Source organism: Pedobacter sp. Bi27, from assembly GCF_918698255.1.
In the GTDB taxonomy this organism is placed as follows: domain Bacteria; phylum Bacteroidota; class Bacteroidia; order Sphingobacteriales; family Sphingobacteriaceae; genus Pedobacter.
On sequence record NZ_CAKKMW010000001.1, the window covers coordinates 262,215 to 280,004 of the forward strand.

Annotated in this window: 9 protein-coding genes; 6 read left to right on the forward strand and 3 right to left on the reverse strand. The window is 43.2% G+C overall.

The window, feature by feature from the left end; all coding sequences use genetic code 11:
* Positions 1-20 precede the first annotated feature (20 nt).
* Positions 21-1,352: a hypothetical protein gene (locus tag LQ227_RS00875; protein ID WP_230144123.1), complete on the reverse strand. Its 1,332-nt coding sequence runs from the start codon at positions 1,350-1,352 to the stop codon at positions 21-23.
* A gap of 238 nt (positions 1,353-1,590) precedes the next feature.
* Here LQ227_RS00875 and asnS point away from each other — a divergent pair, with 238 nt between their 5' ends.
* The gene (gene asnS / locus LQ227_RS00880; RefSeq protein WP_230144122.1) at positions 1,591-3,039 is read left to right on the forward strand and encodes an asparagine--tRNA ligase; all 1,449 of its coding nucleotides are present in this window, start codon (positions 1,591-1,593) and stop codon (positions 3,037-3,039) included.
* Between the two features lie 654 nt (positions 3,040-3,693).
* Here the strand turns inward: asnS and LQ227_RS00885 are convergent.
* Positions 3,694-5,355, reverse strand: coding sequence for an FMN-binding glutamate synthase family protein (locus LQ227_RS00885; protein WP_230144121.1), 1,662 nt, complete (start codon positions 5,353-5,355; stop codon positions 3,694-3,696).
* Between the two features lie 83 nt (positions 5,356-5,438).
* Here LQ227_RS00885 and LQ227_RS00890 point away from each other — a divergent pair, with 83 nt between their 5' ends.
* From LQ227_RS00890 to nhaA, 4 genes are all read left to right on the forward strand, one after another.
* Positions 5,439-6,059 (forward strand): L-threonylcarbamoyladenylate synthase, encoded by a 621-nt coding sequence (locus LQ227_RS00890; protein ID WP_029275823.1) that lies wholly within the window; start codon positions 5,439-5,441, stop codon positions 6,057-6,059.
* A gap of 1,842 nt (positions 6,060-7,901) precedes the next feature.
* Positions 7,902-13,148: a CehA/McbA family metallohydrolase gene (locus LQ227_RS00895; RefSeq protein WP_230147819.1), complete on the forward strand. Its 5,247-nt coding sequence runs from the start codon at positions 7,902-7,904 to the stop codon at positions 13,146-13,148.
* A 38-nt stretch (positions 13,149-13,186) separates the two neighbouring features.
* The gene (locus LQ227_RS00900) at positions 13,187-14,077 is read left to right on the forward strand and encodes a type IX secretion system membrane protein PorP/SprF (protein ID WP_230147821.1); all 891 of its coding nucleotides are present in this window, start codon (positions 13,187-13,189) and stop codon (positions 14,075-14,077) included.
* 627 nt (positions 14,078-14,704) lie between these two features.
* Positions 14,705-15,901, forward strand: a complete 1,197-nt coding sequence (gene nhaA / locus LQ227_RS00905) for a Na+/H+ antiporter NhaA (protein WP_230147823.1) — start codon at positions 14,705-14,707, stop codon at positions 15,899-15,901.
* Positions 15,902-16,586: 685 nt separating this feature from the next.
* Here nhaA and LQ227_RS00910 read toward each other — a convergent pair.
* Entirely contained in the window at positions 16,587-16,949 is a 363-nt protein-coding gene (locus LQ227_RS00910) for a helix-turn-helix domain-containing protein (RefSeq protein WP_230147825.1), read from the reverse strand.
* 99 nt (positions 16,950-17,048) lie between these two features.
* Between LQ227_RS00910 and LQ227_RS00915 the strand changes: the two genes are divergently transcribed.
* Complete coding sequence (locus tag LQ227_RS00915) at positions 17,049-17,579, forward strand: NAD(P)H-dependent oxidoreductase (RefSeq protein ID WP_230147827.1); 531 nt, start codon at positions 17,049-17,051, stop codon at positions 17,577-17,579.
* Positions 17,580-17,790 lie beyond the last annotated feature (211 nt).

Below are 17,790 nucleotides of genomic sequence, written 5' to 3' on the forward strand. Positions count from 1 at the left end.
GGAATAAAAGCAGTAGAGATCTATTTCAAATCTCTACTGTTTAAAATTTCATCGATTTTTTCGTTTTCAATAATCCACATCCCTATTCGTTCATCGGTAATCCCATCCATCAGGTTATAAGTAAATGTAGGTTTGTTGTCTTTCATTTCGGTAAAGAGATATTTGAACATGATGTTTTTATTATCTTTCAGCATTTCGGCAACCTCAATAATATGGGTTGAAATCATGAAATAACAATCTTCTATTTTAGAAAATGATTTAATTATAGCTAAAGAGCCATCAAAAGCGTCTTTTACATTTGTACCCCTAAACAGCTCATCAAAAATCACGAAAATATTTTTAGCGGTTTTAATCTTCTCCGCAACATGTTTTACCCTTAAAACCTCATTGTAAAAATGACTATATCCCTGATTTAAGTTATCGGGCAAATTTATAGTCGATATTAGCCCTTGCCAAATACCTGTTTCCATGTACTTTGCAGGAACCGGAAGCCCTAAATGCGCTAAATAAACGGATATACCTACAGACTTTAAAAAAGTAGATTTTCCAGCCATGTTACTTCCCGTAAGAAAGCAGACATTCTTCTCGGTTCCGAATTCAATGTCATTAGCAACAGGATTACTTAAAAAAGGATGAAAAACGCCACAGATGTAAAAATGACGTGCTTTACGATTGACATTCGGCAGGGTTAAATTAAACTTTCTGGCGGCCAGAACAATAGAAAAATAAGCATCTACCTGATAGATGATATCTAAAAACTTCCTGATTGTTTTCAGTTCAATTTTCTTAAAAATAAAATCAAGTTCTTCTAATTCGAATATGCTGATCTTCTTTTCCTTACGTTCAACAATGTTTTTAACTAATTCTTGTTTAAATAAGATAATCACAACTTCATCAAATTCTTTAGCCAGCTCAGGTTTATCCTGATCATTCAATCCCGCAAAAACTCCGCTCAGCTTTTTAAGCAAATAAATGATTTCTTTTACACCTTTCTCTTTTAAATAATAGCCCTGATTGGGAGAAAAGAAATAATGTACAAATTTAGTTAATGCAGATATTCTGGAATAAGACTTGATTTTAGAATTTTGTGTCAGGTAGCTTTCCACAAAATCCATATTGGTACGATCTAAACTTAAATCGCCTGAGTAGTTTGAAAGATATTTTATTACCCTCTGCCGTTCATTGATTATCTTAATATCTGTTGATGGTGTTCTGAAAATTTCGATCAGTTTATCGTTGCCTTTAATTGTCGAAGTAAAATTGAATAAAGAAAAAACACTTTTATCCAGGCCATAAGCCTCAAATATATTTAAGTCGGTTAAGGTTTGTTTATCAATATCAAATTTATTCATGAGGCCTCTTTAACATTAAAACGAATTCAACAATCAACTAAAAAATAAGTTAATATAGATTGAATATGGTAAAATTAATTTTGATATTAAAATCATTTGAGGATGAGAATTTATTTGAAACAACAATAGGTAGTTTTCAGTTGGTAGTTGCTTAATGCTAAAAAACTGAAAACTGTGTACTGAAAACTGCCAACTGATAAAGTTTTTTTCTAAATTTGCGCCTTTTACAAATAACAATATGATTAAGAGACAGCAAATTAAAGATTTATTAAAGTCGACAGCATTTGACACAGAAGTAACGGTTATGGGATGGGTTAGAACTTTCCGTAATAATCAGTTTATTGCATTAAATGACGGATCTTGCATGAGCAATATCCAGGTTGTGATCGATTTTAATAATTTACCTGATGAGCTGTTAAAAAGAATAACTACCGGTGCAGCCATTTCTGCAACAGGTAAATTGATCGAATCGCTTGGTAAAGGTCAAACCGTTGAGATTAAGGCAGCAACTTTAGAAATTTTGGGTGATAGCGATCCTGAAAAATTCCCGTTGCAACCAAAAAAACACAGTTTAGAGTTTTTACGTGAAATTGCACACCTGCGTTTCCGTACCAATACTTTTAATGCCGTTTTTAAAGTACGTCATGCTTTGGCATTTGCCATTCACCAATTCTACAACGAACGTGGTTTTGTGTACATGCACACGCCTGTAATTACCGCAAGTGATGCAGAAGGTGCCGGCGAAATGTTTAAGGTAACCACTTTAGATTTCGACAATACACCACGTACAGATGATGGTAAGGTAGATTTCTCGCAGGATTTCTTTGCCCGTGCAACCAACTTAACTGTATCTGGTCAATTGGAAGGCGAGTTGGCAGCAATGGCTTTCGGACAGATTTATACTTTCGGCCCAACTTTTAGGGCAGAAAACTCAAATACTACACGTCACCTGGCCGAGTTCTGGATGATTGAGCCTGAAGTTGCCTTTGCCGATTTAGAAGACAACATGCAGCTTGCAGAAGATATGATGAAGTATGTAATTAAATATGCTTTAGATAACTGCAAGGATGAATTGGAATTCTTAAATACCCGTTTGGCCGAAGAGGACAAACAAAAACCGCAGAACGAGCGCAGTGAATTTAGCTTGTTGGAGAAATTGGATTTCTGCTTGGCCAACGAATTTGAGCGTTTAACCTATACGGAGGCGATCAGGATTTTAAAATCTTCTAAACCAAACCAGAAGAAACAATTTAAATACCTGATTGATGAATGGGGTGCAGACTTACAAAGTGAGCACGAACGTTATCTGGTAGAAAAACACTTTAAAAAACCGGTAATCTTAACAGATTATCCTGCTGATATTAAATCGTTCTACATGCGCCAGAATGAGCCTGATGCTGAAGGCAGACAAACTGTTGCAGCGATGGATATCTTATTCCCGGGTATTGGCGAAATGATTGGCGGATCGCAACGTGAGGAACGTTTAGACCGTTTAACTAAACGTATGGAAGATTTAAACATTCCACAGGAAGAACTTTGGTGGTATTTAGATACCCGCCGTTTTGGATCAGCCCCGCACTCGGGTTTTGGTTTAGGTTTCGAACGTTTGGTATTGTTTGTAACCGGAATGACCAACATCCGTGATGTAATTGCTTTCCCAAGGTTCCCGAAAAACGCAGAGTTTTAAGAGGGTTTAGGGAAAACAAATAACGCAAAAAAAAGAAGTCAAGTTTTAAAAACTTGACTTCTTTTTTTTGCGTTATTAAGACCCTGAGATAAACTCAGGGTGACGATCGAGGGAACGAATCCCGTCATACTGAACTTGTTTCAGTATCTATCATGCTATTTTGTATTCTTAAGCCCCTGAGATAAAACACCTTACAGACTTCAATATAAGGGTCGTCATTGCGAGGAGGAACGACGAAGCAATCTTTCATGCTAGTAATCGTCCTATAAAGATTTCTTCGTCGGCTGAAAAAGCCTTCTCGCAATGACGATGCCCTCACAGTGTGAACACAACCGAATTAATGTAAGCTAAACAAATCAAGAATTTTGAAAAATCGTCCCAGTGGGACGCCTCATGGGTAGCCAATTGTACAATTGGCGGTTTCGTTCCGTAGGAACGTTTGGTGATTTACCCGTTAATACCTCTTCATTTCTGGCCACCTAAACCTGATTGACGCGGATACCGATTTTTCATCGGCAGAAGCAAAAAGCAGGACTAAACAAGCCTAAATACCACTGCCCTTGCTTTCCAAAAAACTAATGAGTTGCCATATGCTAGATTTACGAAGTTCTGCCGACGCTCAACCTATTAAAACTTCGGAAGTCATCCCCAGATTTATCGCCCGTCATCATGCATACTATCTCCGTACGGATTGGCATGTGCATAATCTACCGCCGAAACCTTATAATCGGTTGGGGCAAAACTGGCCGAAGTGCTCAGCGCCATGCCCAGTTCGTAACGCGTTGGATAAGGCGTTTTTAACAAACTGCCTGCCGGGATATATGGAAAACTCTCTAAATAACTCTGCATTACACTCGGACTCACCCGCCTGTTGATATACGCCCTGCTTAATTGATGCGTTTCTCTTAAACCCGCAGCGCCCAATAATTCTACAGCACTGGCCACGGTTAAGTTGTGGAAGTTTTTAACCCGAACGGTTTTATCTTCTACCACAAGACCTTTCATTAAACTCTGATCTTGTGTAGCTACGCCTGTTGGGCAGGTATTGCTGTTACATTCTAAAGCCTGAATACAGCCTAAAGCGAACATCATTCCACGGGCAGCATTACACATATCGGCACCCAGGGCGATATTTTTAACCAGATCGAAACCTGTTGCCACTTTACCCGAGGCGATAATTTTAATGTGTTTTTTCAGATCAAAACCATTCAAAACATCGTACACAAAAGCCACACCTTCGCGCAATGGCATGCCTACCGAATTCGAAAATTCCTGTGGAGCAGCACCTGTTCCGCCCTCACCACCATCAACGGTAATAAAATCAGGATAAATACCGGTTTCTACCATGGCTTTACAAATGGCGTAAAATTCGCTTTTACGACCGATACAAAGTTTAAATCCTACTGGTTTACCATCCGATAAATCGCGGAGTTTCTTCACAAACTCCAACAGACCGATCGGGGTATTAAATGCCGAGTGAGCAGGTGGCGACAATACATCTTTACCTTCGGGCACTAAACGGATCCTGGCTACCTCTGGCGTTACCTTTTTTGCAGGCAGCATACCACCATGCCCAGGTTTAGCACCTTGTGAAAGTTTAATTTCGATCATTTTTACCTGGTCGGTTTTTGCCCTTTCTGCATAAGCATCGTAATTAAAGGTACCATCGCCATTACGGCAACCGAAATAACCGGTACCAATCTGCCAGATTAAATCGCCTCCTGGCTGACGGTGATAATCGCTGATTCCACCTTCACCGGTATTGTGTGCAAAATTGCCCATTTTAGCACCACCGTTTAAAGCCAGAATAGCATTCTGACTTAAGGAGCCAAAACTCATGGCCGATATATTATAAATACTCGCAGAGTAAGGTTTTTTACAATCTGGTCCACCAACGATAACACGTGGATCCAAATTTAATTCGTGGTGAGAAATGGCGGCAATACTATGGCTTAACCATTCGTAGCCATTATCGTAAACATTTAACTGCGTTCCGAATGGAATGGTATCGTTATCCTTTTTAGCGCGTTGATAAATTAATGAGCGGTTTAACCTGTTATAAGGCGTACCGTTGGTATCACTTTCTACAAAGTACTGGTAAACTTTTGGCCTCAATTCTTCCATAAAGTACCTTAAACGGCCAAAAACCGGGTAATTTCTTACAATACTATGCTTGGGCTGATACAAATCGTAAATACCAAGAATTACAAAAGGACCAGTGAAGATGAATGTCCACCATAAAAACGGATGGTAAAGGCCCAGCATAATGGTTAGGGCAATTAAAAATGCGGCAATCGCAACGAAAGCTTTTCTCATAATAATAGATTAGCGTATGTTTTGTTGGTACAAAGATTAGGATTATTAAACAACTGACACCATTAATTTGTTATTTTTACGCTATGCTTATTAAGATCTATCCAGAAAACCCGAACGAAAGAGCCATTGAACAAGTTGTTGAAGTGTTGAAGAAAGGTGGTTTGATCATCTATCCAACCGATACCATTTATGGTTTGGGCTGCGATATCACCAACCCGAAAGCGATCGAAAAAATCTGCAGAATACGTGGTATCAAACCTGAGAAGGCCAATTTCTCTTTCATCTGTCACGATTTAAAACACATTTCCGATTATATTAAACCAATTGACAATACCACTTTCAGGGTGTTAAAAAAAGCACTACCGGGTCCGTTTACCTTTATTTTTAATGCGAACAACAACGTACCCAAATTATTAAGTTCCAATAAAAAAACAGTGGGTATCCGTGTACCCGATAACAACATTGCCCGTTGTATTGTAAAAGAATTGGGTAACCCCATCCTATCTACTTCAATAAAGGATGACGATGATGTAATCGAATATTCTACCGACCCGGAATTGATCCACGAAAAATATGAAGACCTGGTTGATCTGGTAATCGACGGCGGTTACGGCGATAACGATGCCTCTACAGTAATCGATTGTACCACAGGCGAGTTCGAGGTGATCCGTGAGGGTAAAGGAAATATTGAAGAGTATTTGTAGCGATTCCCACCTGCGCGGGATCCGATAGCTATCGGATGCGAGCGACTATAGCGAGCACCTTACCCCTATCCGCCTATCGGCAACTTTCACCCGAAGGGATTGGACTAAAAGAACAAATTACCGCACCCTGCAATGTACTTCATGCGATCTGCATCATGCTATCCGGCCTGGCAGATTTTCGCAGGAAAAAGCACGGAAATCTGCGCACTCCCCATCATTAACCCGCAAGCCAAGGCAGGATCAAGCGGGTGCGCTAGGATTAGCAAGGGGTAATAGCCTGGATACTGCCGCAATAAAGATTTCCGTAGGTTTTTACAAGAAAAGATGTAAGCCTTTCAGTTATGCCTTTGCGTTTGTTGTTTTTAACGGCAGGCATGCTTTCGCTGTGCTCAGGTTTGTTACTTTTTCATCAAGGAAAAAGTAAAAGCCCTTCGGTGGCTAACCGAGGCAAGCCCAAGCCTAGGGCAAACCTACAATTGTCATTCTGAACGCAGTGAAGAATCTTTCAGTAAAAGATCCTTCGTGCCTCAGGATGACAAAGCAAAATAAAATGGCGCACAATTCCTAGCGAGCGCATTAAGATTGCTTCGTCGTTCCTCCTCGCAATGACGATCGTATTATAGCGAGCGCCTTAAACCCCTATCCGCCTATCGGCACCTTTCCCCTGAAAGTGAAAGGGCTAAAAAAACAAATTATCGCGCCCTGCAATGTGCGCCATGCGATCTGCATCATGCTATCCGGCCTGGCAGATTTTCGCAGGAAAAAGCACGGAAATCTGCGCACTCCCCATCATTAACCCACAAGCCAAGGCAGGATCAAGCGGGTGCGATGGGATAAGCCAAGGTAAGAGCCTCGATACTGCCGCAATTAAGATTTCCGTAGTTTTTTACAAGAAAGGATGCGAGCCTTGGGTTTTTGTTACTTTTGGGCCAAGCCAAAAGTAAGAGCCCCTCGGCGGCGGTGAGCCGAGGCAAGCCCGAGCAAGGGGCAAAATAGAAAAGGACAGCAGAACAGCAAAGCATTAAGGTTCCCGCCTGCGCGGGAATGACGATCGTATTATAGCGAACGCCTTAAACACCTATCCGCCTATCGGCGCCTTTCACCCGAAGGGATTGGACTAAAAGAACAAATTACCGCACCCTGCAATGTGCTCCAGGTGATCTGCATCATGCTATCCGGCCTCGGAAATGATGGAAGGAGAAAACGTTAAAGCTTTTGCACCTCCTTTCAACCATCCACTACCCCGAGGCAGCACGCCCTCCCCGATCCTTCATCGGGGGCTTGTGCTGGCGACCAAAAAAGCTTTAACGAATTTATCCGACATCAGTTCCCAGCCTTGGGTTTTTGTTTCTTTTGGGCCAAGCCAAAAGAAAGAGCCCCTTCGGCGGCGGTGAGCCGAGGCAAGACAGCGTGGAGGGCAACAACATAGCGACCGCTTTAAGGTTCCCGCCTGCGCGGGAATGACGACCGTATTATAGCGGTGAGCCGAGGCAAGCCCAAGCCTAGGGCAAAACCTACAATTGTCATTCTGAACGCAGTGAAGAATCTTTCGGCAAAAGATCCTTCGTGCCTCAGGATGATAGAAAATTATTTAGCAGCAAAAATGACCAAGTTACTGCCGTATCAATCGCTCCGGTCGAGATGTTGCCGATTTTTAGTATCTGTCAATGATAGTAAGTCGAATCTTTAAACCAAAACGCCAAAAAAAAGCATATCAACGTCATCCCAATCAAAAAATTATTCCTTATTATGTTTATTTTTCCACAATCGCCCAAATTAACATTAAGTTAATCTGATTATAAGGCTTTTGCATATACATTTGTTGTAAACAAAACTTATTATATGAAAAGACCTTTACTTCTCATTTTATTTTTTCTGATTTTCTCCAATTATTTATCTGCCCAAGTCTCACTAACGACAATAAATACAGCTAGATTAGAAAATTTTGATGGCATGACTGCAACCGGAACTTCAACAGTTGCCGGATGGAGCGCCGTTAAAGCCAGTGGCACAAGCGGCGTAGCCGTTGGTTCAGCCTTAACATTAACGGTTTACACCGCTTCGTCAAATGCCGGTGCTGCCTACAACACAGGAACAGCCGGAGCGGCTGACCGATCGTTAGGAAGTCTGGCTTCTGGTTCGTTGGTACCAAGATTTGGTGCCGGATTCCAGAATAACACCGGCGCAACTGTCACTTCAATCGATTTATCGGGTGTGATGGAACAGTGGAGAAGCGGCTCAACAGCAACGGTTAACGAAAAACTAAATTTCGAATACAGTTTCAATGCCACAAGCATTGCCGATGCATCGGCCACCTGGCTACCACTTAGTAGCATGGACCTTAACGAAAAGTTAACCACAACTACCGCAGCGGCTGGTATTGATGGAAACCTACCTGCAAATCAAACGGCTATTTCGGGAAGTATCACCGCCATTACCTGGACAAATGGTACCACACTTTATATCCGTTGGACAGATACTGATGATTCAGGAAGCGACGGTATTTACACGATCGACAATTTTAGCATCACACCGAAAAGCGGTGGGTCCACTACACCGGTTTTATCAGCATCGCCAACCAGTTTGGCATTTGGCAACCAAAGTATTGCAACAAATTCTACTGCGCAGAGCTTCACCCTAAGCGGCAGCAATACCACAGCAAATACCAACGTTAGCACAACTTTACCTTTTACAGTATCCAAAGATAATAGCACTTTCAGCACAACTGTAGCCTACAGTGTTGCCGAAGTTTCGGCTTCGCCAACGGTTTACGTACGCTATAGTCCAACGGTTACTGGCCCATCTTCAAGCAACGTCCAAATTTCGAGTACCGGAGCAAATCTTATAAATGTTGCCCTTACAGGTACTGGTATTGTAGGCGACGTTACCCCACCGGTAACGGCAGCCACTTACCCCAAAACAACAACGGTTACCACTACCTCGGTAGTTTTTGCAAACAACATTAACGAAGCAGGTACCACTTATTATGTGCTAGCGCTTACTGGCGGTACTGCCCCAACACCTGCACAGGTGAAAGCCGCACAGGATGGAAGCGGATCTGCAGCTTTAAAATCGGGATCATTTGCCAATACGGCCAACACCGATGCCAGTGCATCCATCACCGGTTTAACAATCGGTACCGGTTATACCTTATATGTTGTGGCACAGGATGCAGCAGGCAATTTACAAACCACAGTTGCCACGGTTGATGCTACCACGGCCAATCCTCCTTTGGTAAGCGCACCCGTAATCATCAGTCAATATTACGAAGGCACCTCTGTAAACAAGTGGATCGAATTAACCAACCTGAGCAATGCCCCGATCAATACTGCATCACCACAGTTAAAATTAGCTTTATACAATATTTCGGGCGATGCGGGTAACATCAACATCACGGGTACACCTTCGCAAACAGTAAATTTAAACTTCACCATCCCGGCCCACGGCTCCGTACTTTTGGGCAATACGGGTAACAGCAATACTGAAGTACCTTACCTAAGTCCTGCCAGTGCCATATTAAACAGCAACACCGTAATCAACTTTAACGGTAACGATGGTGTGGCCCTTTTAGATGCCAATAACAACATTATCGATGCCTTCGGTCAGGGTGTTAACGCTAAAGATGTTTCTTATGTAAGAAGTTTGAATGTAACGGCCCCTAGCCCAACTTATGTAGACGACGATTGGACCAGAACACCATTGGCCACCGTCCAAAATGCCATTGATGATGACGATGCCAATAGATTGGGTGTACATTTTCCACCTAACTTACCTGCCTGCGCCGCACCAGGCAGCCCCGCGACCGCTTTGGTTTTTAGCGCCGTAACCACAGGCAGCATCACCGCTACTTTCACTAAATCGGCCGATGCCAACGAATACCTAATCATCAGAAGTTTAAATGCCACCTTAAGCGCACTTCCGGTTGATGGTACCGCTTATGCCATTGGTTCTTCTTTTGGTGGAGGCACGGTAATCAATAAAATTGTGAGCAATACTTTTACCGATAACAATTTAAACAGTTCTACTAATTATAACTATTTTATTGTTCCATTAAACAATCTTTCTTGTACCGGCGGACCGAAATATTTAACCACCAATATTTTAACCGCAGCACAAACTACTAAAACCTTATTGCCTTGTGCCACTCCAACGGCACAGCCTACGGGTTTTACCATTACTTCTTCCAACTATAACTTTATCCAGGCTTCTTTCACCGCCGCCAGCGCAACTGATGAATACCTGGTGGTGATGAGTACCAGCAACACCTTAACCGCAGCACCGGTAAACCAAACGGTTTATAATGTAGGCGATGCTTTAGGTGGTGGTATCGTGGTGAAAAGAGGAACGGGCACTTCATTTATCAGAAATGGTTTAACCCAGAACACCAATTATTACTTTTTCACTTATGCGGTAAACAGTGCCTGCAGCGGTGGCCCTTTATATTTAACCACACAGCCGCTTTTAGGAAACTTTAAAACCGGCATCCTTGATGTAAACAAACTCAATTTCTATTATGGTAACTTACACAGTCACAGCAGTTATTCTGACGGAAACAAAGACGATTTAACAAAAAAACCAGAGGATGATTATGCTTTTGCCAAAACGGCGATGAACCTCGATTTCCTTGGGATATCAGAGCATAACCATACACAGGCCGGCATGTCTTTAGCCAACTGGCAACCGGGTATCATTGCAGCCAAAAATGCAACCACTTCTACTTTTGTTGCTTTGCACGGTATGGAGTGGGGCGTAATCAGTGGCGGCGGACACGTAATTGTGTACGGTATCGATTCACTGATCGGCTGGGAGCCCGGCGAAAACCAGATTTATGTACCTAAAAGCACTTATACTGGGCCAGCGGGTTTATTCAGGATCATTAACCGCCATGGTTTAAATGCCGTAGCTACTTTGGCTCACCCCAATACAACAGATTACAATAACATCTCTGCAACTTACGATTTAAGTGCAGATAGTGCTATTGTAGGTGCGGCCTTAGAAAGTGGTCCTGCATTTTCGACCAATGTTACCTATTCCGATCCCGCCAGCTCAATGAGTTATTTAAGCTATTATAACCGCATGCTGGCTAAGGGTTATCACCTTGGTGCAACCATCGATCATGATAACCACAATTTAACCTTTGGTAAACACACCCGTGCGCGGTTGGTGGTATTGGCTCCTGCCCTTACCGAGAACGATTTATTGGATGCCATTAAAAAGATGCGTTTTTACGCTTCTGAAGATTCGGCCGCGAAAGTCGTATTCACCATCAACAAACAACCGGTAGGCAGTGTCTTTAAAACCGCTGGTGCGCCACAGCTCTCGGTGAGTTCGATTACTACAAGTGCGGTAACAAGTATTAAAATTTTATACGGAACACCTGGAAGCGGCATCAACCCGGTAGAATTAACCACCAGTGCAACCGCAAGTTTAACCTATACCGACAATGCCCTGGCCAACCTGGCCACAGGCTATTATTATGCTGATATTGTAGAGGCAGACGGAAGCCGGATCATTACCTCCCCCATCTGGTACACCAGGGATGATGCAACCGTTAAGAAAGACCAGAACATTACCTTTACCGCTACCAGAACCGCTACTTATGGCGACCCTGATTTGGTTGCAGGGGCTACGAGCGACAATACGGCCATTAACATCGAATATACCAGTAGCGATACCAATATTGCCACCATCAGCAATAACGATATCCACATTGTAAAAGCAGGTACGGTAACCATTACAGCCAATCAACCTGGCGATACTTTCTTTAACCCGGCAGTTGCCAAACAACAGGTATTAACCATTGCCCCTAAAGGCATTACGGTAACGGCAGATGCCAAAACCAAGCTAGAAGGAACAGCTGATCCCGCATTTACCTATGTTTCCAGCCCTGCATTAATCGGCACCGATGCTTTTACAGGAGCATTAAGCCGTGTGCCGGGCGAAACCGCAGGCGATTATGCCATTCAGCAGGGAACGCTGGCTTTAAGTAGCAATTACACCATCAACTACAATGCTGCCAATCTTCATATAAACGCCAAACCGGTTGCCGCAATAAGTGCCAGTGTTGCTGTTCCACAAAACGCCACTGCTCCGGTTATTACCTTTAGGGCAACTGCAGGTACAGCCCCCTTTACATTCACTTATAATATCAATGGCGGTAACAGCCAAACGTTGAGGGCAACAAGCAATACCGCAACAGTAACGGCACCAACCAATGTGGTGGGCACATTCGTTTACACCATCACCAACATTGCCGATGCTTTTAGTGCACAGGCACAAAATGTTTCAACCACGGTAACAGTTCGTCCTTTACCAGTAGCCACCATTGCAGGCAATACATCCGTATGTAACTTCGGTTCATCACCAAATATTACCTTCACAGGTTCAGTCGGCACAGCACCTTATACCTTTACTTATACGGTAAATGGCGGCAGTAACCGTACGGTAAGCACAAGCTCAACTACTGCAACGGTTAGTGTGCCAACCAGCGCAACAGGTACATTTACCTACAATTTAGTAAGCGTGACCGATGCCTATGCTACCCAAACGCAAACCGGAACAGCCACGGTAACGGTAAACGCTTTACCTGTAGTTTCTATCAGCAGCAACAAAGGTTTATCGATTTCTAAAGGCGATGCCATCGTTTTAACGGCTACCGGCGGTACGCAATACAGCTGGACAGGCTCGGATATCGTTAGCGGACAAAGCACTTCAGCGCTTACCATCCGACCGAAACAAAGCGGCACCTATAAAGTAATCGTAAGCAATGCAAGTGGCTGTGTGAGCGATCAAAGCATTGCCATTACCGTAATGGACGATTATAAACTAGAAGCCAGTACTGTAGTTACGCCTAATGGCGATGGTTATAACGATAAATTCATCGTGAAGAACATCGATTATTATCCAAACAATACCTTGAAGATATTTGATAAGGCCGGACGGATTTTATACACCAAACATACCTATGCCAACGATTGGGACGGAACCATAAACGGCAGTCCGTTAAGCGAGGGTACCTATTACTACATCATCGATTTGGGTAACAGCACAGGTACTTTTAAAGGTTATATCAACATCATTAGAGACTAATTACAGACATGAGAGCAATTACAAAAAACATAAAGCAAATGCGTCGCGTAACGTTTCTATTTGCTGCAGGCACATTATTTTTAGGTTCGGTTAAAGCGCAGATCCTTCCACTCAATGCACAATATTTTCAGAACCGTTACCTTGTTAACCCCTCAATGGCTGGTATAAACGAAGGTTTTAACATCAACGGAAGTTTCCGCAAGCAATGGTCTAACATTCCAGGTGCCCCCATTACCCAGAGTGTAACCTTAGATCAACAGGTGAACAAAGTGGGTTGGGGCGTAAACATCTACAACGAGAAATCGGGTGGTATCCAACGCACTAAAGCCGTTGGAACCTTTGCTTATCACCTTCCGCTAAACAGCGACGACCAGAAATTAAACTTCGGAATCTCTTTTGGTGCCAGTCAGGATAAACTGGATTTAAGCAGCGTAAGAAACAGCGATATTAACGACCCTTCCATCGCCCGTTTTAACGATCGCGGTTATTATGTAGATGGCGATTTCGGGATCTCTTATACCTCGAAGGGATTAACCGTTGAAGGTGCCGTACCGAACATGCGTTCCGTTTTCAGAAAAGACGATTTAAACTTTGCCGACAAACCCACGTTTTATTCGGCGGTGAGTTATAAGTTCATGCTGGGATCAGGTATAAACGGAATCAGCCTCGAACCCAAAGGTGTTTTCAGGGGTATTAAAAATTACGATAACCTATGGGATGCCGGTTTAAATGCAAATTTTGCTAACGATAAGTTATACGCAATGGCCATGTACCACAATACCCAAAACGCCACCTTTGGTTTCGGCATGAACTACAAATCGACCTTTTATTTTATGGCTTATTACAACACCGCAACTTCCGCAATTAGTGGTTATACCGATGGCGATTTTGAAGTGAATATCAGGGTAAATATTGGCAAGAAACCTTAATTAAAGCGACTGTCGTCATCCTCGCGCATGCGGGGATCTTAATGCAACAAAACGAAAAGCTGCAGACCGAAGGATCTGCAGCTTTTTATTTTAGAAGAATTATCGTCATTTCGACTGGAGCATAGCGAAATGGAGAAATCTTTGAACTGTGTTATAGCGAGCGTCTAGCCCCCTATCCGCCTATCGGCACCTTTCCCCTGAAAGGGAAAGGGCTAAAAGACAAATTACCGCACTCTGCAGTGTGCACCATGCGATCTGCTCCCTGCTATCCGGCATAGGAAATGATGGAAGGAGAAAACGTTAAAGCTTTAGCACTTCCTTTCAACCTACCACTACCCCGAGGCAGCACGCCCTCCCCGATTCTTCATCGGGGGCTTGTGCTGGCGACCAAAAAAGCTTTGACGAATTTATCCGACATCAGTTCCAAGCCTTGATCTTTTGTTTCTTTTCTATCAAGAGAAAAGAAAGAGCCCCTCGGCGGCGGTGAGCCGAGGCAAGCCCGCGCGAAGGGCAAGAATAGCGACTGCTTTAAGGTTCCCGCATACGCGGGAATGACGACCACGTTAAATAACAAATTTCCTCACAAAAACCACCCCCTTTCCCCCTTATTTCACTATTTTTACCCCTATGGCTAAACTAATCAATCTAGAAGTATTTCAGCGTTTCTTTCGCTCCGGACAAGTAGGTGGTTTTTTATTGTTGATCTGCGTGGCAATTTCCTTACTCATCGCCAACACCGCTTCAAAAGAAAGTTTCGAAGCATTTTTAGCAATCAAATTAGGCTTTGGTGAAGTGAACTACAGCATTTTAGCCTGGATAAACGACGCCTTAATGGCTATATTTTTCCTGCTCGTAGGGCTCGAAATCAAACGCGAACTGCTCGAAGGAGAATTATCTTCCGTTAAAAGCGCAGCCTTACCCGTAATTGCAGCGCTCGGCGGCATGCTCGTCCCTGCCTTAATTTATAGCCTGTTTAACAAAGGAGAAAGCTCGGCATCAGGCTGGGGCATCCCCATGGCAACCGATATCGCCTTTGCCCTTGCCATTATTGCCATGCTCGGTAAAAGTGTACCCACCAGTTTAAAAATATTCCTGGCCGCTTTAGCCATTGTCGATGATCTTGGTGCCATCCTGGTCATCGCAATCTTTTATACTAACCAGATTCATTTCGAATACCTGGCCATGGCCGGAGGCATCCTTGTTCTTTTAGGACTGATGAATTATTTCGGCGTAAAGAAACTGGCATTTTACCTCATTCCAAGCATATTCCTTTGGTATTTCATTCACCACTCTGGCATCCATGCCACCATTGCAGGGGTACTGTTGGCTTTCACCATCCCTACTAACGAAACGGATGAAGAATCGCCACTTGAAAAACTGGAACATTTTTTAACCACGCCGGTAAACTACATCATTATGCCCATTTTTGCATTAGCCAATACCAATATCACTTTTCAAAAAGAAATGCTCGCCGGACTGGTTTCCCCTCTCGGACTGGGCATTATCGTAGGTTTATTCGTGGGTAAAACCATTGGCGTAACCTTTTTCAGCTGGTTAGCCGTGAAACTGAAATGGGCCGATTTACCCACCGGAGCAGGTTGGAAACACATCTTAGGCCTGGGTATGCTGGCGGGGATCGGTTTTACCATGTCGATCTTTATTGCGCTGCTCTCTTTTAGCGAAGTGCTCCATGTTTCGGAAGCAAAGTTTGCAATTTTAACGGCTTCGATCCTATCGGGCGTGGTGGGGTTTGTGTTTTTGAAATCGGTGAAAGCTAAAGGGTTAACCACAGAAGGCAATTTAACCACAGAGGACACAAAGTAAAACACAGAGGGGCACAGAACCCCTATCCGCCTATCGGCACCTTCCCCCCGAAAGGGAAAGGACTAAAAAACAAATTACCGCACCCTGCAATATGCTCCCTGCTATCCGGCCTAGCAGATGATGGAAGAAGGTCCTTCGACTCCGCTCAGGATGACAAAAAACCAGAGAAAAATACAACGATGATGAATTGACCGCGATTGAAAGAACGCAATAAGTCCACTGCCCCATGCTATCCGCACCATGCTATCCGGCCTAGCAGATTTTCGCCGGAAAAAGCACGGAAATCTTTGTACCTCCCCTCATTACCCCACAGCCCAAGGCAGGATCAAAGCGGGAGCGTTAGGAATAAGCAAGGGTAAGAGCCTCGATGCTGCCGCGATTAAGATTTCCGTAGGTTTTTACAAGAAAAGATGCGAGCCTTGATTTTTTGTTACTTTTTCATCAAGGAAAAAGTAAGAGCCCCTCGGCGGCGGTGAGCCGAGGCAAGCCTGAGCAAGGGCCAAGAAAATAGCGAGCGCATTAAGATTGCTTCGTACCTCGCAATGACGACCGTTTTATAGCAAGCGCCTTAAACCCCTATCCGCCTATCGTTCTCAACCTTCCGCTTCACCCCTCGGGGTATGCGCTTCGAATAAAAGAGATAAGCATTAAGTTTTGGATGCTGACCTTAAATAAACCAGGCGAGCTACTCCCCTAACAGACTTTTATGTTTTACACCCCAACTTTCGAGTGCATTAATGATTGGCCTCAATTCGAGGCCAATTTCGGTTAGTTCGTATTCCACCCGTAGCGGAACCTCGGCGTATATGGTTCGCTTAACAATTTTAGCTGCCTCTAATTTACGTAGCTGTAAGGTGAGCATTCGCTCGGTAATATTGGGCAGATTTTTTTTTAACTCTCCAAATCTGAGTTTACCGTTCATTAACCACGAACAGATCGCTAAAGCCCATTGACCGCCAATAATGTTGGCCGTATAAACTTCTAAACACTCATCAGCTAGAGCTTGTTTGTTTGCGTAGTTGGTTGAGGTTTCCTTGATTTTAGACATGCTTACATTTTTTATAGTACCTTACAATTGGTTGCTAATTTACAAAATAAGCGGTTATGCATCTATTTTTGCGCTTTATAATCATCAAAATCCGTAAAAATGAAAACACTAATCGTTGTAACCCATCCCGATATTAAAAGTTCCGCAATCAACAAACGGTGGATTGAAGAATTAAATAAATACCCCGATAAATATGTAGTCCATCAACTGTATGAGGCCTATCCAGATGAAAAAATTGATGTATTGGCAGAACAAAAGCTGGTTGAACAACATGATAAAATCGTATTCCAATTCCCCTATTATTGGTTCAATTGCCCCTCACTTTTAAAAAAATGGATGGATGAAGTACTTACTCATGGATGGGCTTATGGCAGCAAAAGCGGTTATAAATTGTCTGGAAAGAAAATTGCCCTGGCCATTTCATTAGGCGTTGAAGAACACGAACTGCGTCCATCAGAAAAATATAAATATACATTAGCAGAATTAACCCGTCCGTACGAACTCTCCTTCCAATATGTAAAAGCCGATTACCAACCCCCATTTGCATATTATGGAATGGAGCATAACACGTCGAAAAAATGGATAGAAGAAAGCGTTCCTTTGTATTTAGATTTTTTAGATTCGTTGTAAAGATTAAGCTAATATTTAACCGCAAAGGGTGCAAAGTTTTTCGCAAAGAACGCGATTACAAGCGTTAATTTTAGCGCCTTAAACCCCTATCCGCCTAACGGCACCTTTCCCCTGAAAGGGAAAGGACTAAAAAACAAACTACCGCACCCTGCAATATGCCCCATGCGATCTGCACCCTGCTATACGGCCTAGCAGATTTTCGCAGGAAAAA